Below are 23188 nucleotides of genomic sequence, written 5' to 3'. Positions count from 1 at the left end.
TTCTGGAGGAGCTCGCGGAGGTAGACCCGGGGGCTGGAGTACAGGTGGTGGGAGAGCAGGTCCACCAGGCCACGCAGATCGACCTGGAACGTGTGGGGCTTGTCGGGGGCGATCTCGGGTTCCTCGGGTTGCTCGGGGTCCGCGGACGTGCGCGGGCCGGTCCTGGCGGACCCGCGCACCGGTCGGTCCGCAGGCGCGCGCACGGTCGGTCCGGGGACGCGTATCGACACGTATCCCTCGTCGGCTTTCCGCAGACTCTTTCAGAACGACACGGGTTCGTACATCCGTAGAACTACGGAATCATGACCCCCGGGGGGGTATGCGGCCGAGGGTCGTGCGCGCCCCGCTCCCCGCCGCTCGGCGCACCGCCGTCGCCACCGGGCGGCGTGGTCGTGGAGTCCCGAGAAGCGTCGTCGTGGAGTCCCGAGCAGCCTGGTCGCGGAGTCCCGCGCAGCGCCCGCCCGTAATGTCTCGGATAGGGTGATTCGAAAGGTATTGCGGTAGGGATAGTGCGGTAGGAATTGCGCCCCTCGGGGCCAGGCTGATGCGTAGGTAGATGCGTTGCACACTCACCAGTCGCCGGGCAGGGTGCCGCAGCCGCCCCGCGCGGCCGTCGGCTACGCGGGCGTGCTCAACGACCTGCTGCCCATCGCGCTCTGGCGCGAGGACGCCGGGGGGCGGATCGTCGAGTGGTCGCTCGCCGCCCAGGACCTCCTCGGGCACCGCCCCGAGGACGTGATCGGCCGCCTCGCCACCCCGCTCCTCGTCCCCGACACCAACCGCGAGCTGGCCGACCGGCTGACCCGCCAGGTGCAGGCGGGGGAGACCGTCGTCGGCACCCTCCCGGTCCGGCACCGCGACGGCCACCAGGTCGTCATGGAGATGTGGATCGTGCCCGCCGCCGACCCCGAGGGCCGCCCCGGCGCGATGCTGATCGCCGTCGAGACCTCCGAGGTCCTGCGCATGAGGGACTCGCTGGCCGCGCTGGAGTCCCTCTTCACCCAGTCGCCCATCGGCCTCGCGACCCTCGGCCCCGACCTGCGCTTCCTGCGCGTCAACGACGCCCTGGCCCGCATGAACGGCGTGCCGCCCGCCGACCACCTCGGCCGCCGCCTCACCGAGGTCGTGCCTGGCGTGAACGCGGGCGCCCTGGAGGCCCTGATGCGCCAGGTGCTCGACACCGGCACCGCCGTCGTCGACGCCCGCCGGGTCGGCCGTACCCCCGCCGACCCCGACCACGACCACATCTGGTCCTGCTCGTACGCCCCGCTCCTCGACCACGGCGGGCGCCCGCTCGGCGTCATCGCCTCCCTCATCGACGTCACCGACAGCCAGCGGGCCCACGTCGAGGTCGAACGCGCCCGGCACCGCTTCACCCTGCTGGCCGAGGCGGGCGCCCGGATCGGCACCACCCTGGACCTCCGGCAGACCGCCGAGGAGGTCGTCTCCTTCCTGGTGCCGAGGCTGGCCGACTCCGCCGACGTCCAGCTCCTCGAATCGGTCCTGGACCCCGACGAGTCCACCGCCGCCACCCGGGGCGTGCTGCGCCGCCTCGCCGCCGCCTTCCCCGACCCGGCCGCCCCCACCGCCCTCCTCGGCGTCGGGCGCACCTTCCGGATCCCGCTCGGCTCCGTGTACGAGGCGGTCATCACCGAGGCGCGGGCCATGGACCTGCGGGTCTCCGACATCCCCGCGCTCATCCGGGACCCCCGGATGGAGGCCCTGCGCAGCTATCTCGCCACCCGCATCGGCTCCGCGCGGCTGGTCCCGCTGGTCGCGCGCGGCACGGTCCTCGGCACGGTCTCGGTGACCCGGCTGCGCGGCCGGGAGCCGTTCGACGAGGAGGACCGCATCCTCATCGACGAGGTCGCCGCGCGCGCGGCCCTCAACATCGACAACGCCCGCCTCTACACGACCCAGCGACAGGCCGCCCTCACCCTCCAGCGCAGCCTCACCAACAACGCGCTGCCCGACGTGACCGGCCTGGAGCTCACCGGGCGCTACCTCCCGGCGAGCGAGCACGACGTCGGCGGCGACTGGTTCGACGTGGTCGCGCTCCCCGGCGGGCGCACCGGCCTCGTCATAGGCGACGTGATGGGCCACGGCATCCACGCCGCCGCCGTGATGGGCCAGCTCCGCACCGCCGTGCGCACGCTGGCCCGGCACGACATCGCGCCCGCGCGGATGCTCCGCTCGCTCGACGCGGTCGTGGCCGACCTGGGCGAGGACGAGATGGCGACCTGCGTGTACGCCGTGTACGACCCCCTCACCCGGAGCTGGACCATCGCCCGCGCGGGCCACCCGCCGCCGGCCGTAGCCGTCCCCGGCGGGGCCGTCACCTTCCTCGACGGCCAGCCCGGCACCCCGCTCGGCACCGGGGCCCACGAGTTCGGCACGCAGGAGGTGGCGGTGCCCGCCGGGGGCCTGCTCGTCCTCTACACGGACGGCCTGATCGAGGCCCGCGACCGCGACCTGGAACAGGGCATGGACCAGCTCGCCGCCGCCCTCCACGACACGGACCGCCCGCTGGAGGAGCTGTGCGACGACGTGCTGGCCCGGCTGCTGGACGGCCGGGCCCAGGACGACGTGGCGATGCTGCTGGCCCGGACGACGGGCTGACGGCCGCTCAGCCGGCCGCGCCCGCGCCCGGCCCCGCGCCCGCCCCGGAGCCCTCCAGGATCGCCTTCAGCCTCCGCTCGTCCCGCACCAGTTCCCTGCGGGCGTGCGGTCGTACGACGAGGGGGACGAGCGCCCGCCCGGCCCCGTGGCCCTCGAAGTCGAGGGAGAGCGTCAGGCGGGACCGCTCGCCGCCGTCGAGCGGCTCGATCGTGCCCTGGGCGTCCGCGCGCACCGGTCCGTCCACCCCGTGGACGTGCCAGGTGCGCGGCGGGTCGAGCTGGGTCAGCTCCATGGTCGTGTCGAGGTCCCGGCGCCCCATGCGCCGGGTGACGGCGACCTGCCCGCCGACCGTGCCGGGGGCCCCGGCGGTCGGGCGGACGGCGACCGCGCTCTCCTGCCACTCCGGCAGGTGCGCGGGATCGGTCACGTACGCGAAGACGTCTTCGGGCCGACGGGAGATGTCGACGGAGGCGTTGATCCTGGACATGGCGCCTCCCGGCTGGCGGAGGGGGGATCCCTCCCATCGTCCCACGCGCACCGCGCCCGGGCCCGGTCCCGGGCGCCGGTCAGCCGGCCTCGCCCCGGGCCCGGTGGAGGTCCCTGAGCAGGGCGATCTCCGCGCCGTGGTGGAGCAGTTCCTGGTTCATCCACCAGACGACGTCGAGCAGGGGCAGCTCCGGGTCGCCGCCGTGCGGGTAGGTGCAGTAGCCGACCGTGTCGAGCGCGGCGTCGTCGAGCGTGCCCAGCATCGCGTGCCAGGCGGCGGAGGACCGCGCGAGGTCGGCGAGCGCGGGGGCGGCCTCGCCCTGGCAGCGGAAGTCGTCGCGGTTCAGGCTGCGGCTGCCGGCGGTGTGGTCGGTGCGCAGCGTGAACATCTCGGTGAGGTGGTTCAGCCGCCAGGCGATCGTGGTGAACGGCGCCGGCTCGGGGTGCGGCGGCGGGGTGGTGTCACGGCCCCAGGCCCCGGCCCCGACCAGCAGCGTGGCCCGGGGCCCCGGCCCGTCCCGGTGGCGGCGGACCGACCAGCAGCCCGGCACCGGCTCCCACAGCAGCTCGGCGTCGGTGAGCGGGCCGACGGGGACCTCCGTGCCGTTGCCGCTGTCCACCAGCGGTCCGGTCAGCCGGTTGAGCAGCCGCTCGCGCGCGAACTCGAACTGTTCGAGCAAGGGGGCGAGACGGGGCGGGGTCGTCATGGAGGCTCCTGGGTCGGCGTGGTGGGGTGCGGTGCGGTGCGCTCGGATCGCGCGCCGCCCCGGAGGCGGGCGCGCGTGCCGGAGCCTGGCACAGGGCACCCGCCCAGGGCACGTGATTTCAGGCGCGGTCGATGTGCACGCTGGTCGACTTCACACGGGCCGTGGCCCGCATCCCGACCTCGAGCCCGAGTTCCTCGACGGCCTCCCGGGTGAGCAGCGAGACCAGCCGGTGCGGGCCCGCCTGGATCTCCACCTGGGCCGCGACGTCGCCGAGCTTGACGGCCGTGACGATCCCGGGGAAGGCGTTGCGGACGGAGGTGTACGTGTCGTCCTCGTCGCCCGGCGCGGCCTGGGCGAGCTCGACGGAGAAGGCGGCGAGGTCGGGGCCCTCGATGAGGCGCCGCCCGCTGTCGTCGCGATGGGTGGCGACCCGGCCGGCGTCGGCCCAGCGCCGTGCGGTGTCCGGGCTGACGCCGAGGAGCCGCGCCGCCTGCCCGATGGTGTAGGTCTGCATGGCCACCAGCCTAGGCGGCACGGAATGGCATCTGCAAGGAAAATCAGCCAATATGCCTAGCGAATGCTAGCCTACTCAAGGTCGGTGTGCCGGAATGTCGGCCCCGATCGTCCCCTCCCACCCGGCCAGCCACGCCAGCGCCGCCTCCGCCGTGAACTCCCGCTGCCCGCCGCGGAAGACCAGGTCCGCGGTGGCGAAGGCGGGATCGTCCGCCGTCCCCGGTACGTACGGCAGGGCGAGGCAGCGCATCCCCGCGGCGTGCGCGGCGGCGGCGCCCGGCGGCGCGTCCTCCAGGACCACGCACCGCTCCGGGGCCGCGCCCAGGCGGCGGGCCGCCTCCAGGAAGACGTCCGGCGCGGGCTTGCCCCGCTCGACCTCCTCGGCCGAGACGACCGTCTTCAGATACGCGTCAAGGCCCGTCCCCGTCAGGACGGCCTCGATCGCGGCCGGCGAGGAACCCGAGGCGACCGCCATCGGCACCCCCCGCGCGGACAGCCGCTCCACGAAGGCGCGCATCTCGGGGAAGCCGGGCGTCGCCGCCCGGGCGAGCTCCAGGTAGTGCCAGTTCGTGGCGTCGAGGAGGTCCTCGGCCGGGGCGGTCACGCCGTACTCGGCGGCCAGCGCGCGCAGCGACTCCAGGGTGCCGATCCCGATGAAGTCCGTGTGGCGCGCCCAGTCGAAGGCCGTCACCCCGTGCGCGGCGAGGGCGCGGCGGGTCGCCTCGAAGTAGTTGGGCTCGCTGTCGACCAGCGTGCCGTCGAGATCGAAGACGACCGAAACGCGCGGGGTGCTCATGCGCCCACCCTGTCAGAGGGTCCGGCGGAAACGGAGGGTCCTTGGTCCCTCCCGGTCCCCTGGCCGCCCCGCCGCCCCACCGACTCCACCAGCGGCAGCAGCCGGTGCGCCACCCGCTCGCGCAGCGCGATCTCGGTCCGGGTGCGGACCACGCCGGGGAGCTGGATCAGCCGCTGGATGACGTCCTCCAGATGGCCCGCGTCCCGCGCGACCACCCGGGTCCACAGATCGCCGCCGCCCGTGATCGAGAAGGCTTCCACGATCTCCGGGACGGTCGCCAGCGCGTCACCGACCTCGTCGAGGTGTCCCTGGGTGACCTCGATGTGCACGAAGGCCAGCACCGGGTGCCCGAGGGCCGCGGGGGAGAGCACCGGGCCCGTCGCCGTGATCACGCCGTCCCGTTCCAGCCGGTCGATCCGGGCCTGGACGGTGCCCCGGGCGACCCCGAGGACACGCGCGTACTCGCGCACGCTGGTGCGCGGCTGCTCGATGAGGAGCCGCAGGATGCGGGTGTCGAGCTCGTCCACCGCCATGGTCCGTTGGCCTCCCTGTGGCCGGTCATCCGTCGCCTCGACTGTACCAATGGCCCACTCATCGGGCCGCCGGTTGAGCCACTGGGCGGAGGGATGCTTTCCTCTTCGGAGAGTTGGACAGATGGCGCCGCGCACGCGCCGGACCGGCGAGGTGGCCGGTCCCGGACCCGCGGCGCCATCGCCATGTCCAGAGGGCATCGCGCGACGACGAAGAGGGTGTGTGTACGGCAGCGGGGGCGGATCGACCGCCGTGAAGAAGGGCCTGGCGGCCGGGGGCAGGCTGTTCCGGCTCGTGTGCGTGGCACCCGACCCGGGCAGGGTGCGGCTGCGGGTGGCCTCGCGGGCCGTCCTCGGCGTCGGACTGGCCGTCGCCGCGGCCGAACTGGCGGGGCTGTCCCTGACCGCCTCCATCACCGCGGGGCTCGCCGCGCTCCTGGCGCTGTTCACGGTGGGCGACCCGACCGTGCGCCGCCAGGCCGTCACCACGGCCCTGCTGCCGCTGGCCGGCTTCCCCGTCCTCGCCCTCGCGACCGCGCTGCACGGGCTGCCCGCCCTGCGCGACGCCGCCTGGCTGCTCGTCGTCTTCGCCGGCGTGTACGCGCGCCGCTGGGGGCCGCGCGGGCACGCGCTCGGCATCTTCGCCTTCATGCAGTTCTTCGTGACCCAGTTCCTGCACGCCGTGCCCGCGCAGCTCCCCGAGCTGTACGCGGCCGTCCTGCTGGCGCTCGGCGCCGCGAGCGCGGTCCGCTTCGTCGCCTGGTGCATCGAGCGGCGCGTCCCGCCGCCCGCCGCGCCCGCCCCGCTGCCCGGCACCGGGCTGGCCCGCGCCACCACGCGACAGGCGTTCCAGGCCACCGTCGCCTGCGCCGTCGCCCTCGTCGCCGGACAGCTCGTCTCCCCGGACCGCTGGTACTGGGCCGTCGGCACCGCCTGGTGGATCTTCGTCAACACCGCCTCGCGCGGCGAGACCCTCGTCCGCGGCTTCCGCCGGGTCGTCGGCACCGTCACCGGCATCGCCGCCGGACTGCTGATCGCCCTGCCGCTGGGCGGCGCCGGCGCCCCGACGGCCGTCCTGGTCGCCGTGTGCGTCTTCGGCATCTTCTACACGGCCCCGCTCTCGTACAGCTGGATGATGTTCTTCGTCACCGTCATGGCGGGGCTGCTGTACGGGCTGCTCGGCGTCCTGCACCCCGGGCTGCTGCTGCTCCGCTTCCAGGAGACCGCGGTCGGCGCGCTCGGCGCGGCCGTCGGCGTCGCGCTGCTGCCGGTCACCACGCACGCCGCGACCAACGCCTGGATCCAGCGGGCCGTCGGCTCCGTGCACGCCTGCACCACGGCCGCCGCCCGGCGGCTGGCCGGCGACCCGGCCGCCGACCCGGCGTCGCACGCCGCCGAACTGGAGCTGCTGCTCGGCCGCGCCCGCCTCTCGCTGGCCCCCCTCGTCCACCCGCTGAGCCCGCTGCGCGCCCGCAAGGCCCGCGCCCGCCGGGTCCTCGCGCTGCTCGACGACTGCGCCCGGGAGACCCGGGGGCTCGCCGCCGTCGCCGCCGACCCGGACGCCTCGCACGACGCCCGCCTGGTCGCCGCGGCCTGGCGCGTCGAGGCCGCCGTGCACGCCCTCGTACCCCCGGCCGAGGCGGCGGCCGGACGTGTCGAGGCCCTCTCGCCCGCCCTCCCGCCCCACCACCCGGGCGCCGAGGCGGCCCTGCACCACCTGCACGGCCTGGAGCGCGCCCTCGTCGACCTGGCGGGGCCCCTCCGCACCTCGCCCCGCGCGCCCCTCGTCCCGGCGGCCTGACGGCCCGCCGTACCCGGTGATCCACCGGCACCCCGCCACCCCCTGGTCTAGACCTGCTAACGTCGCCCCGACGGACGGCCGGTCCGCCGCGACCGGCCAGGGGACACCGCACAGGGGAGGCGCCGTGGGCGACGCACGCCGGACACGGGCATACATCGGATCGTTCACCTCGGCCGGCGGCCGGGGCGTGCTCGTCGCCGAGCTGGCGCCGGACGGCGCCGCGCTGGAGGTCGTCGGGGAGAGCGACGCCGTCGCCGACCCCTCGTACCTCGCCCTCGCCCCCGGCGGCGCGCTGCTCTACGCCGTCTCCGAGACCACCGAAGGCGCCGCGGCGGCCTTCGCGGTCGGCGCCGCCGAAGACCCCGCGCCCCGGCTGCTCGGCGCCCCCGTCCCGGTCGACGGCGCCGCCCCCACCCACCTGGCCCTCGCCGCCGGGCACCTCCTCACCGCCAACTACACCTCCGGCAGCGTCAGCGTGCTGCCCCTCGCCGCCGACGGCTCCCCGGGCCCCGTCGCCGACGTGGCCCGCCACCGGGGCTCCGGCCCGGTCGCGGGACGCCAGGAGGCGCCGCACGCCCACCAGGTGCTGCCCGACCCCAGCGGACGCTGGGTGCTCGCCGTGGACCTCGGCACCGACTCCGTGACCGTCTCCGCCCTGGACCCGGCCACCGGCACCCTGCGCCCGCACGGCACGACGGCGCTGCGCCCCGGCACCGGGCCCCGGCACCTCGCCTTCCACCCGGACGGCGGCCACGCCTACGTCCTCAACGAGCTGGAGCCCACGGTCACCGTCTGCCGCTGGGACGCCGCCGCCGGCGTCCTCGAAGCGCTCCGCGAGACCCCGGTCGTCCCCGAGGACGCCACCGGGGACCGCTACCCCTCCGAGCTCGTCGTCGCCCCCGACGGGCGCTTCCTGTGGGCGGCTGTGCGCGGCCACGACAGCCTCGCCGTCCTCGCCCTCGACGCGAGCGGCGAGAAGGCCGAGCTGACCGCCTCCGTGCCCTGCGGCGGCCACTGGCCCCGCGACCTCGCCCTCGGCCCCTCCGGCCGTCACCTGTACGCGGCGAACGAGCGCTCCGGAGACGTCACCTGGTTCACGGTGGACCAGGAGACCGGCCTGCCGTCCCGCGCGGGCTCGGTTCCCGCGCCCGCCGCCTCCTGCGTCGTCTTCGGCTGACCGCTGACCGCTGCCCGCCTCCCGCGCGGGCGGCGGTCAACGGGAAGGGCCCGCTCCGGAATCCTCCGGTGCGGGCCCTTCCCGTCACTGCCTCCGCCGTCCCCCGCGGCGCCGTCCGTCAGTGGACGGGCGCGCCCTGCTGCGGGGAGATCCCCAGCGCCGAGGCGTACTGCGAGAGCACCAGCTTGCCGATGGCCGGGTACGCGCCGAGCGCCTCCGCCGTCGCGCAGTCGGCCTCCTTGGCCGCCGCGTCGAGCAGGCCGTCGGCCAGCTCCGGGCCGATCAGGTACGGGGCCAGCGCGAGCTGCTCCGCACCGGCGGCGCGCAGCTGCTCGGAGATCGAGGCGATCGAGCCCTCCTGGTCGAGCGCCGCCGCCATCACGGGCACGGCCAGCCGGGCCGCCAGCAGCATTCCGGTGATACCGGCGGCCTGCACCGCCTCCTCGCCGCCGACCGTGGCCAGGATGATGCCGTCGGCCGCCGTGGCGACCGTGAACAGGCGCGCCCGGTCGGCCCGCGCCAGACCGGCCTCCGAGAGGCGTACGTGCAGGGCCTCGGCGAGCAGCGGGTGCGGGCCGAGCACGTCGGTCAGCTCCGCCGTGTTGCCGTCGTCCATCACGGCCTGCCGGACCTGCCGGAGCAGGGCGCTGTCGGGGCCCGCGAGCAGCGGGACGACGACGGCGGCCGGGCCCTCGGGGGCGGTGACCTCACGGCCGGCCGCGACGGCCAGCTCGTAGCGCTCGGTGCGCAGCGCGGCGGCGCGCGCGAGGACGCCGCCGAGGCTCGGGTACTCGGTGGCGTCGTCGCCGTCCAGGTAGCCGATCACGGCCTCCAGGCCGGGCAGCTCCGAGCGGGCGATGCTCACGACCTCCTCGGCCAGCGAGCGTATGGCGGCCGACGGCACGCCGGGAACGGCGAGGACGAGCGCGGGAGCGCCCTCGGGCGCCACCACGGGTTCGGGGCGCCGGTGCCGCCCGGACTGGCGGGGGCGCGGCATTCGTACAGGCAGGCCGGGAGTAGGCCCAGTGGGGGAGCTCATGGCGCCGTATGCTACTGCGCTTGCCCGTCCCGCACTGCGGTGAGGTGCGGCTGAGCGACTTCTGCCCCTGTATGTCCGAGTCGCCGGGAACCGCCGATTACCTGGTGAGTTGGAGGAGGCGTGGATCCTCCGGCAGCCGCAGCGTCCCGTCCGCGAGCGCGGCGGCGATCGTCACCGCCCCGGCGAGCGGATCACCCGCGGCGGGCACCTCGCGGGCCCGCGGCAGCAGCCCGCCGAGCTCCGCGCGGAGCGGGCCCAGCAGGGGCTCGCCCATCTTGAACAGGCCGCCCGTCAGGGCCACTTCGACGTCCGCCTCGGGCGGGCAGACGGCCTCCGCGGCCTCCGCGATGTGCCGGGCGGCCCGCGCCAGGACGTCCGCCGCGACCGGGTCGCCGGCGGCGGCGCAGGCGCTCACCCGGGGCGCGAAGGAGGCGAGGACGGCGGGCCGGTCGCTTCGGGGGTAGAGGGCGCCCGGCAGCCCGGCCACCGGGCCGAACAGGTCCTCGGCGCACGCCAGGAGCGCCGCCGAACCGCCGCGTCTGCCGTCGTGCGCCCGCATCGCCGCTTCGAGCCCGGCGCGCCCGATCCACGCCCCGCTGCCGCAGTCGCCGAGGAGATGGCCCCAGCCGTCGGCCCGGCGCCAGCCGGTCAGGTCGGTGCCCATCGCGATCAGGCCCGTGCCGCCCGCGACGACGGCGCCCGGGCGCTGGCCCAGCGCCCCCGCGTAGGCGGTGACGGCGTCGGCGGCCAGCGCGAGCCGCCGCACACCCCAGGCGCGCGCGAAGGCGCCCGGCAGTTCGGCCCGCAGCCCGTCGCCGAGGGTCGCCATCCCGGCCGCCCCGACGGCGACCGCCACGATCCGGCCCGCGCCGCCGGGGTCTGTGCCACCGGAGTCGCCGCCGGGGTCTGCGCCCTCGGCCCGTGCCGTCAGCGACGCGACGGCGGGCAGCAACTGGGCCAGCAGATGGCCCGCGTCGATGCCGCCCGCCCCGGTGCGTACGGGTTCGGCGGAGGCGGTCGTCTCCAGCACCCGGCCGTCGGCGGCGCGGGCGAGCGCGATCCGCAGCCCCGAGCCGCCGGAGTCGACGCCGAGGACCAGCCCGCGCTCCGCCCCGTCCGTCACGGCAGCTGCCAGTCCACCGGCTCGGCGCCCTGACGGAGCAGCAGCTCGTTGGTGCGGCTGAAGGGGCGCGAGCCGAAGAAGCCCCGGTCCGCCGACATCGGCGAGGGGTGCGAGGACTCGATCGCGGGCAGGTCGCCGAGGAGCGGGCGCAGGTTGCGCGCGTCCCGGCCCCACAGCACCGACACCAGCGGCTTGCCGCGCGCGGCGAGCGCCCGGATGGCCTGCTCGGTGACGGCCTCCCAGCCCTTGTCCCGGTGCGCGCCGGGCCGCCGCGGGGCGGTGGTGAGCGCCCTGTTGAGCAGGAGGACACCCTGCCGGGTCCACGGCGTCAGGTCGCCGTTCGACGGGCGGGGGTGCCCGAGGTCCCGGTGCATCTCCAGGAAGATGTTGTCCAGGCTCGGCGGCACCGGGCGCACGTCGGGCGCCACGGAGAAGCTCAGCCCCACGGCGTGCCCGGGGGTCGGATAGGGGTCCTGGCCGACGATGAGGACCCGCACCTCGTCGAAGGGCTGCTGGAAGGCCCTGAGGACATTGGCCCCCGAGGGTAGATAGGTGCGCCCCGCGGCGACCTCCTGCCGGAGGAAGTCGCCCATGGAGGCGATGCGTTCGGCCACCGGTGCGAGCGCCTGCGCCCACCCGGCCTCGACGATTTCGTTCAACGGTCGTGCTGCCACGTCCGTCACTCTACTGGCGCACTCCGACAACGGGTCCCGCAGCTCAGCCCAGCACCGCCGCGCGCACGCACAGCACGTCGGGCAGGTGCTCGGCGAGGAGCCGCCAGCTGTCGCCGTCGTCGGCGCTCGCGTACACCTCCCCGTTGCGGTTGCCGAAGTAGACGCCCGCCGGGTCCCCGTCGTCGGTGCACAGGGCGTCGCGGAGCACCGTGCCGTAGTGGTCGCCCTCCGGCAGCCCCTCGCTGAGCGGCTGCCAGCTCCCGCCCGCGTCCGTGGTGCGGTAGACGCGGCAGCGGTGCCCGGCGGGGACCCGGTCGGAGTCGGCGTTGATGGGGAACACATAGGCGGTGTCGGGGCGGTGCGGGTGGGCCGCGACGGTGAAGCCGAAGTCGGAGGGGAGCCCGGCGCCGATGTCGGTCCACCGGCCGCCGGCGTCGTCGCTGCGGAAGACGCCCCAGTGGTTCTGCAGATAGAGCCGGTCGAGGTCGCCCGCGTCCTGCGCGATCTTGTGGACGCACTGGCCGAACTCCGGGTGCGGGTCGGGCAGGAAGACCGCGGAGACGCCCTCGTTGGCCGGGTCCCAGCTCGCCCCGCCGTCCCGGGAGCGGAAGACGCCCGCCGTGGACACGGCGACGGTCACGGCGTCGGGATCGCGGGGGTCGGTGACGACGGTGTGCACCGCCTCGCCGCCGCCGCCCGGCACCCAGCGGTCCCGGGTCGGGTGCTCCCACAGCGGGCGGACCAGCTCGAAGGACTCGCCGCCGTCGGCGGACCGGAAGAGCGCGGCCGGTTCGGTCCCCGCGTACACGACGCCGGGGGAGTGCGCGGGCGCCGGGTGGAGCTGCCACACCCGCTCCAGGGAGGCGCCGGTGTCCTGGGGGAACCTGACGGCGGGTGCGGCCGGTTCGGTCCAGGTGGCGCCGAGGTCGTCGGAGTGGAAGACGGACGGGCCCCAGTGGGCGCTGTCCCCGCCGACCAGGATCCGGGGCGCGGGGCCTCTGGTGTCGATGCCGATCGAATAGATCGCCTGCGCGTGGAAACGGGGTTCGCCGAACTCCCAGCGGTCCTCACGGTAGTGGCCGATGAACAGACCCTTGCGGGTGCCTACGGTCAGTAGCACCTCGGACATGCCGACACCTCCAGGACGCCGTCGTCGCGGATACGGGCCAGTCTGCACCCGTGCACTGACAACGGCCCCCGGAGACGGCCGCGCCCCAGGTCAGCGGCGTGTTGAAGCCCCCGACCCCGAGGCCGGGGCCCGTCCCGCCCGGCCGGTCCTCAGATCGCCCAGGCGTACGGGGCCGGGGCGTGGGTCTCGGCGTCCAGCTCGCGGGCGGCGCGCCGGGCCCAGGAGGCGTCGCGGAGCAGCTCGCGGCCGAGGAGGACGGCGTCCGCGTCCCCGCCGGCGACGATCTCCTCGGCCTGGCGGCTCTCGGTGATCAGCCCGACCGCCGCGACCGGCAGCCCGGTCTCCGCCTTCACCCGCGCGGCGAACGGCACCTGGTAGCCGGGGCCGACGGGGATGCGCGGGGCGCCGCCGTTGCCGCCCGTGGAGACGTCGAGCAGGTCGACGCCGTGCGCGCGGAGCAGCGCGGCGAAGCGGACGGTCTCGTCCGCGGTCCAGCCGTGCTCGTCGAGCCAGTCGGTGGCGGAGATCCGGAAGAACACCGGCAGGTCGGCGGGCCACACCGCGCGGACCGCGTCGACGACCTCCAGGGCGAAGCGGACGCGGTTCTCGAACGAGCCGCCGTAGGTGTCAGTGCGCCGGTTGCTGTGCGGGGAGAGGAACTCGCCGATCAGATAGCCGTGGGCGCCGTGCACCTCCACGACCTCGAAGCCGGCGGCGAGCGCGCGCCGGGCCGCGTCGGCGAACTGTCCGGCGATCTCGTGGATCCGCTCCACGGTCAGCTCGGTCGGCACGGGGTGGTCGTCGGCGAAGGCGACCGGGCTCGGCCCGACCGGCTGCCAGGCCAGTCCGGTGGCCGGGTCCACGGGGCCGCGGCCGTCCCAGGGGCGGTTGGTCGACGCCTTGCGCCCGGCGTGGGCGATCTGGATGCCGGGGACGGTGCCGTGCTCCTTCAGGAAGTCGGTGATCCGGCGCAGGCCCTCGATCTGGCCGTCGTCCCAGAGGCCGAGGTCGGCGGGGCTGATCCGGCCCTCGGGGGCGACGGCCGTCGCCTCGACGAGGATCAGTCCGGTGCCGCCCGTGGCGCGGGCCGCGTAGTGGGCGAAGTGCCAGTCGCGGGCCACACCGGCGCAGGGGCCCGAGGGCTCAGCCGAGTACTGGCACATCGGGGCCATCCACACCCGGTTGGGGATCGTGAGGGACCTCAGGGTGAGGGGCTCGAAGAGGGCGCTGCTCATGGGGGACTCCGTTTCCGGGACGGTGGTACGGCCTGGGAGGGCTTACTACGATACTTCTCGTAGTACGGCGCCTGTCAAACTACGAGGGCGCTCGTACAATGGCCGCACACCTTCCCGAGAGCCGCCCGACAGCCCGCACACCCCCCGGACAGAAGTGGAGCCGCAGCCGTGACGACCGCGACCAACGCCAGAGTCCTGGAGCACCCCGCGCGCGAGGACATCCGGCTCGAAGCCGTGCTGCACGCCCTGTCGGACGCCGTCCGGCTGCGGATCGTGCGCTGCATGGCCCTCGCCGACACCGGGGCCGAACTGAGCTGCTCCTACTTCGAGCTGCCGGTCACCAAGTCCACCAGCACCCACCACTTCCGGGTGCTGCGCGAGAGCGGCGTCGTCCAGCAGATCTACCGGGGCACCGCCAAGCTGAACAAGCTGCGCCGCGACGACCTGGAGGCGCTCTTCCCGGGGCTCCTCGACAGCGTCCTGACCGCCGCGGGCGCCCAGGCCGAACGCCTCGGCGCCCCCACGCGCGCCACCTCCTGAGGGCACCCCTGCCTGCCGGGAGGCTTCCGGCGTACCACTGCCGAAGCCTCCCGGGAGGACTTCCCGGACTACAGGGAGCGCATCCGGTCGATCTCCACGGTCTGCTGGGCGATGACGTCGTTCGCCATCTCCTCCACCAGCACGTTGTTGCCCTGGCTGAGCACCTCGCCCGCCATCGTCACGGCCCCCTCGTGATGCGTGATCATCAACTTGATGAAGAGCGTGTCGAACGCCTTCCCCTTGGCGGCGCGCAACTCGGCCAGCTGTGCCTCGGTCGCCATCCCCGGCATCGTGTGGTGGTCGTGGCCGGACTGCGGGCGCGGCCCGCCGTTGTTCTTCAGCCAGCCCTCCATGGCGCCGATCTCCGGGCCCTGCGCCGCCGAGATCCGCTCGGCGACCTTCCGCACCTGGCGCGACTCGCCGCGCTCCGCCACCAGTGAGGTCATGGTGAGCGCCTGCCGGTGGTGCTCGATCATCATCTGGACGTACATGTAGTCGGCGCCGTTGGGGCGTTCGTCGGGCATCAGCCGCGCCGCCTCCTCGGGGGACACCTTCCTCGCCGGCTCGCCCGGCTTGCCCGGCGCGATCACCGAGGGGCCGCTCGGCTTCGCGGCCGGGGGCGCGGCCGTCCCCGCCCCCGACTCGCACGCGGCGAGCGCGAACACGGCGGCGACGGCGAGCGCGGCCGAGGCCGCTCCACGGACACGGTGCTTCGACAACACGACCTCCACGGGCACTTGGGCGACTCGGATCACTTCGATGACTCGGACCACTCGGACCACTCGGACGACTCGGGCGGCGCGGGCGGGCTGGAACAGGTGTTTCTTCATTACGTCTCTGTTGCCATCTGTTGAGATGTGCACAGCAAGGAAGATACTGCCGACGTCCCACCCTCGTTCAACTGTGCGACACCAGATGAGGACGGAGAGACTTCCTTGCGTACCACGAGTACCCCGCGCGCACGGATCAGAGGCTTGGCCGTGGTGACCGCCGCGGCCGGGCTGCTGGTCAGCCTGCTCGCCGCCGGCCCCGCAGCCGCCACCCCCGACCCGGGCGACGCCGGCGCGCCCGCCACCGTCTCCGCGGAGCGGGTGGCGGAAGCGCGCGCCGCCATCGCGGCGGGCGAGATACCCGGTGTGGACGAGATCGTCCACAGCCCCAACATCGCACACCTGGCGAACGTCCCGAAGGACGCCCTGAAGGGCATCAACTCGGACCTCGCCTTCCAGGGCAAGTACGCCTTCGCCGGCAACTACGACGGCTTCCGCATCTTCGACATCAGCAACCCCAAGTCGCCCAAGACGGTGGCCCAGGTGCTGTGCCCCGGCTCCCAGAACGACGTCTCGGTCTCCGGGAACCTGCTCTTCCTGTCCACCGACTCCTCCCGCAGCGACAACTCCTGTGCCAGCGTTCCCCAGCCCGCCTCGGTGAAGGAATCCTGGGAGGGCATGAAGATCTTCGACATCAGCGACATCGCGAACCCGAAGTACGTGGCCGCCGTCGAGACGGCCTGCGGTTCGCACACCCACACGCTGGTGCCGAAGCGCAAGGACGTGTACGTCTACGTCTCCTCGTACTCGCCCAACGCCGCCTTCCCCGATTGCCAGCCCCCGCACGACGGCATCTCCGTCATCAAGGTGCCGCGCAAGGCCCCGCAGCAGGCCAAGGTCGTCAACTTCCCCGTCCTGTTCCCCGGTGAGGGCCCGGACGGCGGCGGCAACCCCGGTGAGCCCACCAACCCGGGCGTCTCCAAGACCACCGGCTGCCACGACCTGACCGTGCTGCCCGAGGAGGACCTGGCCGCCGGCGCGTGCATGGGCGACGGCATCCTCTTCGACATCAAGGACCCGGAGCACCCGCGGGTCATCGACCGCGTCCAGGACAACGTCAACTTCGCGTTCTGGCACTCCGCCACCTTCAACCAGAAGGCCAACAAGGTCGTCTTCACCGACGAGCTCGGCGGCGGCGGCGCGGCCACCTGCAACGCGGTCGTCGGCCCGAACCGCGGCGCGGACGGCATCTACGACATCGTCGGCAAGGGCGACAAGCGCAAGCTCGTCTTCCGCAGCTACTTCAAGATCCCGCGCCACCAGGCCGACACCGAGAACTGCGTCGCCCACAACGGCTCGCTGATCCCGGTCAAGGGCAAGGACATCATGGTCCAGGCGTGGTACCAGGGCGGCGTCTCCGTCTGGGACTTCACCGACTCCCGCCGCCCGAAGGAGATCGCGTACTTCGAGCGCGGCCCGGTCTCCGCGACCACCCCCGTCACCGGCGGCTCCTGGTCGGCCTACTACTACAACGGCTACATCTACTCGAACGACATCGCCAAGGGCTTCGACGTCCTGAAGCTCAGCGACAAGCGCACCGACAAGGCGGCCCGGGTCCGTCTCGACGAGCTCAACGTCCAGACGCAGCCCGACTACTTCGACTAGCCGACCCCTGGCGCGGCACCCGGTCCGGCGGGACCGGTAACGCCGTACGCGCACCCGGGGCGCCGTCGGGCGGACGAGGTCCGTCCGGCGGCGCCCCCCGCTCCCACTCCAGCCCGTAGCGCTGGAACAGCTCGGAGCGCAGCCGCGCCCCCGGCATCGGGGCCCCCGGCAGCAGCACCGCCACCACCGCCCCCATCAGAAGCGCCCGCAACAGCGGATAGTCGGTGTCCACGTCCTCCGAGCCGTACCGGACCACGGTGTCCCGCAGCAGCTCCGCGAGCCGCTGCTGCTCGGGGCAGCGCACGAAGCCCTCGGCCTGCAGGATCCCCGCCATGTGCGTCCGCATCAGCACCGGCCGGTCCTCCGCGAGCCCCAGGATCGCGTCGATCGCCCGCGCCATGCGCTCCCGGCCGTCCTCCGTGCGCGGCTCCCGCTCCAGCGCCTCCGCCAGCGTCAGATGCATCAGCCGGTGCACCGCGGACTGCAGCAACTGGCGCTTGCCCGGGAAGTAGTACGAGATGAGGCCGCGCGCCGAGCCGGCCCGGGCGGCGATGTCCGCGAGGGTCGTCGCCTCGTAGCCGCGCTCGTCGACCAGCTCCACCGTCGCCTGAAGGATCCGCTCACGGGAGCGCCGCCGAAGCTCTTCATTGACCTGTGCGCTACGCGGGGACATGCTGGACTCCTGCGTTGACTGGCTGGCAGCCAATATACTCAGCGCGTCCTGCCGTCGTGCCCTCGTGGCCCGAAGCGGGACATGCCGTCTGTTCTGGGCGACGCGGGGGATCGTCCAGGACAGGCGGCTTCAACGCCTCTCTCCCATGATGCTCCCGGCGTCCGCCCGCGGGCCGCCGCTCCGACGGCGCTCGACCTCCCGGTACGCGAGGACCGACCCGGCCACGCAGGCCCAGCCGAAGAGCCAGCCGCCCAGCACGTCCGAGGGCCAGTGCACCCCCAGGTACACCCGGGTCCAGCCGACCCCGACGACCGACACCAGGGCGGCCCCGGTGAGCGTGCCCCAGCCCCGCCGGGTCTCGGTCCAGTGCAGCGCCAGCACCCACAGCAGCAGCCCGCAGGTGACCGTCGCCGTCATCACGTGCCCGGACGGGAACGAGGAGTAGTTCGCCGAGTCGACCGGGTCGGGCCAGACGGGCCGCGGCCGGTCCACGGCGGCCTTCAGCGCCTGCTGGAAGCCCACCGCGAACAGGCTGGTGCCCGCCACCCACAGCGCGAGCAGCCGCTCGCGCCGCCACCACAGCCAGCCGACGGCGACGGCGGTCAGCGCGCGCATGGTCCACGGGTCCCAGACCCAGTCGGTCAGGATCCGGTTGAGATGGGTGATCCCGGGCTCGGCGACCGCGCTGCGGTGCAGCGCCTCGGCGACGTCCCGGTCGAAGGAGAGCAGCGGTGGCCACCCCAGGACCACGAGGACGAGCAGCAGCACGGCCAGGGCGCCGGAGACGACGGCGGAGATACGCATGGCCCCGATCCTGCCCGACGCCCCCACCACGCCCCGCGCCCGGCCCCACCCCGGCGGGTCGGGTCCGGGCCGGGCTCGGGGCCGGGCTTCCGGGGCGGGGCCGGGCCTCCGGGGCGGGGCCGGGCGTCGGCCGCCGAGCCGGGCGCGGTCCCCAGACCGCCGGTCCGGGCGCGGGACCGGCCGCGGGCCGCGGCGCCTAGTTCAGCGCGCGCAGCGCCGGTACGAAGGCGACCAGGACCGGGACCACCGGCACCAGCGCCGCCGCGGCCGTCAGGCGCAGCCGGCGGGCGGCGGTCAGCCGGGGCGCCGCGGCCAGCAGCCGGTCGACGCGCTGCGGGAGCCCCGTCCCGGGGCCCGGCGCGCGGCCGAACGCCCCCCGGTCCTCGTTGAGTTCGACCAGCGCGAGCGCGATCGTCAGCCGCCCGAAGCGGCGCGAGGCCACGTCGTCCGCCGCCAGTTCCACCAGCCGGTGCATCTCGCCCCGGAAGGCCGCGAAGACCGGCACCCCCGGGAAACCCTCGGCCAGCGCGCCCGAGCAGTGCAGCAGCCAGTCGTGCCGCGCCCGGGCGTGCCCCTGCTCGTGCGCGAGGACCGCGTCGAGCTGCCGGCCCTTGAGCCGCCGCAGCGCCCCCGTCGTGATCACCAGGCGCGGCGCCCCGCCCGGCAGCCACCAGGCGTCCGCCCGCTCGCCCTCCAGGATCACCAGGCGCTCGCCGCCCGCGGCCTCCTCGCCGGGCAACAGCGGGGCGCGCACCAGCAGTTCGCAGCGGCGCTGCCGCCGGCGGGCGCGGGCGAGGCCGATCTCGCGGCCCAGCATCGCCCCGCTCCACAGCCCGGCGGCGGCGAGCAGCACGGCCAGCGCCGCCGACCAGGGACCGCCGGCGCCCAGCTCGTACGCCTCGATCACCGCGTGCGGCGCGGGCGCGAAGACCTGCCCGCGCACCGCCTGCCAGGCGGCCGAGGCGCTGAACGTCATCGACAGGGCGAAGCTGACGAGCACCGCCGCCACGACGCACTGCCACACCCACAGCGCCACCACGGGTTCCCGCTCCGCCCAGTCGGCCCGGGACAGGAGCCGCGGGGCCACGGCGGCGGTCAGGACGCCGAGCGCGAGCAGCGCGAGGGAGACCAACATGGCGCCACCTTATGGAGCGGGTACCGCGCCGGGGTATGCCCTCGTCGATCAAGTGACGCACGCCACGTTTGCCGTGCCCGCCCGTCAGAGCGTGAGCAGCATCGCGAGCATCGCGAGGGCCATCGACAGGCGGCACACCAGCGTCAGCTCCGCACCGGCGGCCGGCCGCCCCGCCCCGGCGGCGCCCGAGGGCACCGCGACCGGCACCAGACGGGTGCCCGACCGCAGCACGTACGCCCCGAAGTAGGCGAGCAGCGCCCCGGTCAGCAGGGGTACGCCCCCGGTGCCGGGCGCCGCGCCCCCGTGCCCCGCGTGCGCCCCCGCGCCGGGCGCCACGACCATCGCCACCGCCATGTAGACCATCGCCAGCGAGCCCACCAGGTGGTGCGCGTGGTGGCCCTCCCCCCGCAGCGCCCCGGACAGGCCCGGCAGGGCCGCGAGGCCGAAGACCGCCACGTACAGCAGCAGCACCCACTCCGGCGGGGCCGCCACCGTGGCGGGCAGCGCCATCGCGGCCATCCCGAAGCCCATCACCGCCTCGCCGCCCGCGGCCCGCCGCTCCTCCCCGGAGCTGCGGCGCATCCGCAGCAGGCAGTACGCCCCGCCGGCCGCGCAGACCACCACGAGCAGCCAGCCGGACAGCGCCGGTCCATGCATACGGGACCCCTCCTCGCCGACCGGGAACCCTCCCCGTCCGGGTAAGGGGATGCCCGGCTCCCCTCCCGGGCACGCGGGCGCACGGGCGCGCACAGGTGTACGAGGGGGAGTGCGGGGCGCGCGCTAGGCTCGGGGTGATCGCGCCCGCCGATCGTCAGCGCCCGAGGGGAGCCCCGTACACATGGACACCGCCGCGTCCCAGCACACCGGCCGGATCACCTACCGCGACGCCGAGACGGGCGACGTCCCGGCGCTCGTGCCGCTCGTCGAGTCGGCCTACCGGGGCGACTCCAGCCGGACCGGCTGGACCACCGAGGCGGACATCCTCCAGGGCCAGCGGACCGACGCCGAGGGCGTGGCGGCGGTCATCACCGCGCCCGGCAGCCGGCTGATGGTGGTCGAGCGCGACGGCGAGCTCGTCGCCTGCTGCCAGCTCGAACACCGCGGCGACGCGGCCTACTTCGGCATGTTCGCGGTCCGCCCGGAGCTCCAGGGCGCGGGCCTCGGCCGGCAGATCATCGCAGAGGCGGAGCGCCGGGTGCGCGAGCTGTGGGACGTGGCCGAGATGCACATGACCGTCATCTCGGTGCGCGAGGAGCTCATCGCCTGGTACGAGCGGCGCGGCTACCGCCGCACCGGCCGGATGACCCCCTTCCCGTACGGCGACGAGCGCTTCGGCCTGCCGCAGCGCGACGACCTGCAGTTCGAGCTGCTGGTGAAGCAGCTCGGCTGACCTCAGGCGGTGCGGGCGACCGCGGCCCGGATCGCGGGCTCGTCGGTCGTCACCCCGTCGAGCCCCAGCGCGTACGCGAGGCGCAGCTCGTCCTCGGTGTTCACCGTCCACGCGGTGACCCGCAGCCCCGCCGCGTGGGCCCGCCGCACGGTGTCCAGGCTGAGGAAGCGCAGCTCCAGGACGAGCGCCCCGGCGCCCACCGCCAGGGCCCGCTCCACCACCTCGGACTGGCGCCGCCCGGCGACCAGCGCCGTGCGCACCTCGGGGAGTAGCGCGCGCGTCTCGGCCAGGGCCTCGTCGTGGAACGAGATCACCTCGACCCGGTCCGCGAGCCCGCGCGCGGAGAACACCCCGGCGAGCGTCCGCGCCGCCGCGACGTCCTTGATCTCCGCCTGGAGCGGCGTGCCGACCGCGTCCAGGACCTCCTCGAAGACCGGCACCCGCTCGCCCGAGCCCGCGTCGAGCTCGCGCAGCTCCGCCAGGGTCTTCTCGTGGATCGGGCCGCTGCCGTCGGTGGTGCGGTCCACCTCCGCGTCGTGCATGACGACCAGCGCGCCGTCCTTGCTGAGGTGCAGGTCGAGCTCGATGACGTCCAGGCCCTCCCGCGCGGCCCGGACGAAGGAGCGCAGGGTGTTCTCGGGCTCGACGCCCATGACCCCGCGGTGACCGATGGTGAGGAAACCCAAGACCTTCTCGCTTCCCTTGTCCGGCGGAGCTACGCGCCCGGCGGAGTGCCGCGCCCGGAGGAGTGGTGCCCGAGGCAGCCTAATCGCTGGGCCGCCGCTCACCCGTGACCCGGCGGAACGCCGCATTTCTCGGGTGTCACCCCCACGAGACAGGAAAAAGAGCGGTCGATCAGGGGGTTTGACAGGAGAATTTCCCATACCCCTCTTGTGGCCGGGAAGCGTCGATGGTTACGGTGTCTTGACGCGAGGTTCTCCTGTGGAGGAAGAGGCATGACGGAAATTCTTGTGCAGGACGTGACCGGTGGGGGGATATCCGCCGACGCACCCGTGGTCGACCACCCTGCCTGGCCCGAGCTCAAGAATGCCGTGGAGGAGCTCCGCCCCTGGCAGAGCGCGGACGGCTCCATCGACTTCCGGGCCGAGGGCGCCCCCGCCCTCGCCCACGCCGAGCGGACCGTCGCGCGTGTCGTCGCCGCGGTCGAAGCGCTCTCCCCGCTGCTCCCGCACGACGCGGAGTACCACCGCGCGCTCGTCGCCGACCTGCGCAAGTGGGCCGAGGGCGGCTTCGCGGTCCCCGACTTCCTCGACGCGCTGCTCGCCTTCCAGCCGGCCGCCAACCGCGTGGACGGGCTCCAGCACCTGGTGCTCTTCCCGATGTACACGCAGAACGGCAACCCGGACCGCAACTTCGAGGCCGTCGTGCTGCGCATGGTGTGGCCCGAGTGGCTCTCCGAGCTGGAGGCCACCCGCTACGACAACCCGCTGTTCTGCGGCATCTCCTTCGAGGACTTCACCGCCGGGTACGACACCAACTCGGCCGTCCTCTTCCCGGAGACCATCGCCGTCCGCGAGGCCCCCGAGCGCTTCAGCTGGGGCGGCATCTTCTGCGACCGCGAGGCCGCCCGCTTCCGCAAGGTCACCGAGGCCGCCGTCGACACCCTGGGCATCGAGCTGCCCGAGGACATCGCCGCCATGGTCCAGGACCAGGACCGCTGCGAGAAGGCGTTCGTCCTGTGGGACATGGTCCACGACCGCACCCACAGCCACGGCGACCTGCCCTTCGACCCCTTCATGATCAAGCAGCGCCAGCCGTTCTGGATGTACGGCCTGGAGGAGCTCCGCTGCGACCTCACCGCCTTCAAGGAGGCCGTGAAGCTGGAGGGCGAGGGCAACGAGCACGGCCGCGACGTGCAGTACGCGGTCCTCTTCGACCGCATGTTCCGCTTCCCGCTCTCCGGCGACCGCAACCGCAACTACGACGGTCTCGGCGGCCAGCTCCTCTTCGCGTACCTCCACAAGCACGACGTGGTGCGCTGGACCGACAACACGCTGAAGATCGACTGGCAGCGCGCCCCCGAGGTCACCAACCGCCTCTGCGGCGAGATCGAGCAGCTCTACCGCGACGGCATCGACCGCCCGAAGCTGGTCCACTGGTTCAAGGCGTACGAGCTGGTCTCCACCTACCTCGCCCCGCACCCCGGCTCCACCTGGGCCAAGGGCCCCGACGCCCTCGACCTGAGCCTGCCGCCCCGCAAGCTCGTCGACGACGTGCTTCCGGACGAGTTTCCGCTCAGCATGTTCTATGAGGCCCTCGCCAAGAAGCTCAAGGGCGTGATCGCCGCGACCAAGGGCATCACCGCCACCAGCGCTTCGGACCCCGCGCGGGCCGCCGCGTGACCGAGCAGACCGAGGAGGC

23 protein-coding genes are annotated in these 23188 nt (G+C 74.4%); 7 read left to right on the top strand and 16 right to left on the bottom strand.

Going from position 1 to position 23188, the window contains the following annotated elements; all coding sequences use genetic code 11:
* Nucleotides 1-561: 561 nt before the first annotated feature.
* Nucleotides 562-2619 carry a SpoIIE family protein phosphatase gene (locus AB0C99_RS19605; protein ID WP_362476463.1) on the top strand — a complete coding sequence of 686 codons (2058 nt, stop codon included), beginning with the start codon at nt 562-564 and terminating at the stop codon, nt 2617-2619.
* Between the two features lie 7 nt (nt 2620-2626).
* Here the strand turns inward: AB0C99_RS19605 and AB0C99_RS19600 are convergent, their stop codons facing one another.
* The 5 genes from AB0C99_RS19600 to AB0C99_RS19580 all read right to left on the bottom strand — a co-directional run bounded on the left by AB0C99_RS19600 (nt 2627) and on the right by AB0C99_RS19580 (nt 5654).
* Nucleotides 2627-3106: an SRPBCC family protein gene (locus AB0C99_RS19600; protein ID WP_362476461.1), complete on the bottom strand. Its 480-nt coding sequence runs from the start codon at nt 3104-3106 to the stop codon at nt 2627-2629.
* Between the two features lie 79 nt (nt 3107-3185).
* Complete coding sequence (locus AB0C99_RS19595; protein WP_362476459.1) at nt 3186-3812, bottom strand: DinB family protein; 627 nt, start codon at nt 3810-3812, stop codon at nt 3186-3188.
* 118 nt (nt 3813-3930) lie between these two features.
* Nucleotides 3931-4326 carry a helix-turn-helix transcriptional regulator gene (locus AB0C99_RS19590; RefSeq protein WP_362476457.1) on the bottom strand — a complete coding sequence of 132 codons (396 nt, stop codon included), beginning with the start codon at nt 4324-4326 and terminating at the stop codon, nt 3931-3933.
* A 75-nt stretch (nt 4327-4401) separates the two neighbouring features.
* Nucleotides 4402-5121 carry an HAD family phosphatase gene (locus AB0C99_RS19585; RefSeq protein WP_362476456.1) on the bottom strand — a complete coding sequence of 240 codons (720 nt, stop codon included), beginning with the start codon at nt 5119-5121 and terminating at the stop codon, nt 4402-4404.
* Entirely contained in the window at nt 5118-5654 is a 537-nt protein-coding gene (locus AB0C99_RS19580; protein WP_362476455.1) for an Lrp/AsnC family transcriptional regulator, read from the bottom strand. The genes AB0C99_RS19585 and AB0C99_RS19580 overlap by 4 nt, the downstream gene beginning before the upstream one ends.
* A 292-nt stretch (nt 5655-5946) precedes the next feature.
* Here AB0C99_RS19580 and AB0C99_RS19575 point away from each other — a divergent pair, with 292 nt between their 5' ends.
* Nucleotides 5947-7452 carry an FUSC family protein gene (locus AB0C99_RS19575; RefSeq protein WP_362476475.1) on the top strand — a complete coding sequence of 502 codons (1506 nt, stop codon included), beginning with the start codon at nt 5947-5949 and terminating at the stop codon, nt 7450-7452.
* 124 nt (nt 7453-7576) lie between these two features.
* Entirely contained in the window at nt 7577-8629 is a 1053-nt protein-coding gene (locus AB0C99_RS19570; RefSeq protein ID WP_362476453.1) for a lactonase family protein, read from the top strand.
* Between the two features lie 118 nt (nt 8630-8747).
* Here the strand turns inward: AB0C99_RS19570 and AB0C99_RS19565 are convergent, their stop codons facing one another.
* From AB0C99_RS19565 to AB0C99_RS19545, 5 genes are all read right to left on the bottom strand, one after another.
* Complete coding sequence (locus AB0C99_RS19565; protein ID WP_362476451.1) at nt 8748-9668, bottom strand: hypothetical protein; 921 nt, start codon at nt 9666-9668, stop codon at nt 8748-8750.
* Nucleotides 9669-9765: 97 nt separating this feature from the next.
* Entirely contained in the window at nt 9766-10791 is a 1026-nt protein-coding gene (locus tag AB0C99_RS19560) for a BadF/BadG/BcrA/BcrD ATPase family protein (protein WP_362476449.1), read from the bottom strand.
* Nucleotides 10788-11465 (bottom strand): uracil-DNA glycosylase, encoded by a 678-nt coding sequence (locus AB0C99_RS19555; protein ID WP_362476448.1) that lies wholly within the window; start codon nt 11463-11465, stop codon nt 10788-10790. The genes AB0C99_RS19560 and AB0C99_RS19555 overlap by 4 nt, the downstream gene beginning before the upstream one ends.
* A gap of 43 nt (nt 11466-11508) precedes the next feature.
* Nucleotides 11509-12594, bottom strand: a complete 1086-nt coding sequence (locus tag AB0C99_RS19550; RefSeq protein ID WP_362476446.1) for an exo-alpha-sialidase — start codon at nt 12592-12594, stop codon at nt 11509-11511.
* Nucleotides 12595-12743: 149 nt separating this feature from the next.
* Nucleotides 12744-13829 carry an NADH:flavin oxidoreductase/NADH oxidase gene (locus tag AB0C99_RS19545; RefSeq protein WP_362476445.1) on the bottom strand — a complete coding sequence of 362 codons (1086 nt, stop codon included), beginning with the start codon at nt 13827-13829 and terminating at the stop codon, nt 12744-12746.
* 168 nt (nt 13830-13997) lie between these two features.
* On the opposite strand from AB0C99_RS19545, the gene AB0C99_RS19540 reads away from it, so the two are divergent.
* Nucleotides 13998-14369 carry a helix-turn-helix transcriptional regulator gene (locus tag AB0C99_RS19540; RefSeq protein WP_362476444.1) on the top strand — a complete coding sequence of 124 codons (372 nt, stop codon included), beginning with the start codon at nt 13998-14000 and terminating at the stop codon, nt 14367-14369.
* Between the two features lie 68 nt (nt 14370-14437).
* Here the strand turns inward: AB0C99_RS19540 and AB0C99_RS19535 are convergent, their stop codons facing one another.
* Nucleotides 14438-15088 carry a DUF305 domain-containing protein gene (locus tag AB0C99_RS19535; protein WP_362476443.1) on the bottom strand — a complete coding sequence of 217 codons (651 nt, stop codon included), beginning with the start codon at nt 15086-15088 and terminating at the stop codon, nt 14438-14440.
* A 246-nt stretch (nt 15089-15334) separates the two neighbouring features.
* On the opposite strand from AB0C99_RS19535, the gene AB0C99_RS19530 reads away from it, so the two are divergent.
* Complete coding sequence (locus tag AB0C99_RS19530) at nt 15335-16804, top strand: hypothetical protein (protein ID WP_362476474.1); 1470 nt, start codon at nt 15335-15337, stop codon at nt 16802-16804.
* Here the strand turns inward: AB0C99_RS19530 and AB0C99_RS19525 are convergent.
* The 4 genes from AB0C99_RS19525 to AB0C99_RS19510 form a co-directional block, all read right to left on the bottom strand.
* On the bottom strand, nt 16770-17477 hold the full coding sequence (locus AB0C99_RS19525) for a helix-turn-helix domain-containing protein (protein ID WP_362476442.1): 708 nt from the start codon (nt 17475-17477) through the stop codon (nt 16770-16772). The two genes, AB0C99_RS19530 and AB0C99_RS19525, sit on opposite strands and share 35 nt — an antisense overlap.
* Nucleotides 17478-17606: 129 nt before the next feature.
* The gene (locus AB0C99_RS19520; protein WP_362476440.1) at nt 17607-18281 is read right to left on the bottom strand and encodes a phosphatase PAP2 family protein; all 675 of its coding nucleotides are present in this window, start codon (nt 18279-18281) and stop codon (nt 17607-17609) included.
* A 196-nt stretch (nt 18282-18477) separates the two neighbouring features.
* Nucleotides 18478-19416, bottom strand: a complete 939-nt coding sequence (locus AB0C99_RS19515; protein WP_362476438.1) for a M56 family metallopeptidase — start codon at nt 19414-19416, stop codon at nt 18478-18480.
* Between the two features lie 84 nt (nt 19417-19500).
* Complete coding sequence (locus tag AB0C99_RS19510; protein WP_362476437.1) at nt 19501-20073, bottom strand: DUF5134 domain-containing protein; 573 nt, start codon at nt 20071-20073, stop codon at nt 19501-19503.
* A 181-nt stretch (nt 20074-20254) separates the two neighbouring features.
* On the opposite strand from AB0C99_RS19510, the gene AB0C99_RS19505 reads away from it, so the two are divergent.
* Entirely contained in the window at nt 20255-20806 is a 552-nt protein-coding gene (locus tag AB0C99_RS19505) for a GNAT family N-acetyltransferase (RefSeq protein ID WP_362476435.1), read from the top strand.
* A gap of 2 nt (nt 20807-20808) precedes the next feature.
* Here AB0C99_RS19505 and AB0C99_RS19500 read toward each other — a convergent pair whose 3' ends face one another.
* The gene (locus AB0C99_RS19500) at nt 20809-21492 is read right to left on the bottom strand and encodes a glycerophosphodiester phosphodiesterase family protein (protein WP_362476433.1); all 684 of its coding nucleotides are present in this window, start codon (nt 21490-21492) and stop codon (nt 20809-20811) included.
* 270 nt (nt 21493-21762) lie between these two features.
* On the opposite strand from AB0C99_RS19500, the gene AB0C99_RS19495 reads away from it, so the two are divergent.
* Nucleotides 21763-23169: a DUF6421 family protein gene (locus tag AB0C99_RS19495; protein ID WP_362476432.1), complete on the top strand. Its 1407-nt coding sequence runs from the start codon at nt 21763-21765 to the stop codon at nt 23167-23169.
* Nucleotides 23170-23188 lie beyond the last annotated feature (19 nt).

The organism is Streptomyces sp. NPDC048659 (genome assembly GCF_040650575.1).
Taxonomy (GTDB): Bacteria; Actinomycetota; Actinomycetes; order Streptomycetales; family Streptomycetaceae; genus Streptomyces.
The sequence above is the reverse complement of the archived record's forward strand: the minus strand, read 5'-3'. Positions and strand labels throughout refer to the sequence as shown.

Excerpts from the sequence above, each read along its gene's own strand:
- AB0C99_RS19580 (WP_362476455.1), bottom strand. The coding sequence starts at position 5,654 with ATGGCGGTGGACGAGCTCGACACCCGCATCCTGCGGCTCCTCATCGAG.
- AB0C99_RS19585 (WP_362476456.1), bottom strand. The coding sequence starts at position 5,121 with ATGAGCACCCCGCGCGTTTCGGTCGTCTTCGATCTCGACGGCACGCTG.
- AB0C99_RS19590 (WP_362476457.1), bottom strand. The coding sequence starts at position 4,326 with ATGCAGACCTACACCATCGGGCAGGCGGCGCGGCTCCTCGGCGTCAGC.
- AB0C99_RS19525 (WP_362476442.1), bottom strand. The coding sequence starts at position 17,477 with ATGTCCCCGCGTAGCGCACAGGTCAATGAAGAGCTTCGGCGGCGCTCC.
- AB0C99_RS19495 (WP_362476432.1), top strand. The coding sequence starts at position 21,763 with ATGACGGAAATTCTTGTGCAGGACGTGACCGGTGGGGGGATATCCGCC.
- AB0C99_RS19520 (WP_362476440.1), bottom strand. The coding sequence starts at position 18,281 with ATGCGTATCTCCGCCGTCGTCTCCGGCGCCCTGGCCGTGCTGCTGCTC.
- AB0C99_RS19545 (WP_362476445.1), bottom strand. The coding sequence starts at position 13,829 with ATGAGCAGCGCCCTCTTCGAGCCCCTCACCCTGAGGTCCCTCACGATC.
- AB0C99_RS19515 (WP_362476438.1), bottom strand. The coding sequence starts at position 19,416 with ATGTTGGTCTCCCTCGCGCTGCTCGCGCTCGGCGTCCTGACCGCCGCC.
- AB0C99_RS19510 (WP_362476437.1), bottom strand. The coding sequence starts at position 20,073 with ATGCATGGACCGGCGCTGTCCGGCTGGCTGCTCGTGGTGGTCTGCGCG.
- AB0C99_RS19600 (WP_362476461.1), bottom strand. The coding sequence starts at position 3,106 with ATGTCCAGGATCAACGCCTCCGTCGACATCTCCCGTCGGCCCGAAGAC.
- AB0C99_RS19595 (WP_362476459.1), bottom strand. The coding sequence starts at position 3,812 with ATGACGACCCCGCCCCGTCTCGCCCCCTTGCTCGAACAGTTCGAGTTC.
- AB0C99_RS19565 (WP_362476451.1), bottom strand. The coding sequence starts at position 9,668 with ATGAGCTCCCCCACTGGGCCTACTCCCGGCCTGCCTGTACGAATGCCG.
- AB0C99_RS19550 (WP_362476446.1), bottom strand. The coding sequence starts at position 12,594 with ATGTCCGAGGTGCTACTGACCGTAGGCACCCGCAAGGGTCTGTTCATC.
- AB0C99_RS19505 (WP_362476435.1), top strand. The coding sequence starts at position 20,255 with ATGGACACCGCCGCGTCCCAGCACACCGGCCGGATCACCTACCGCGAC.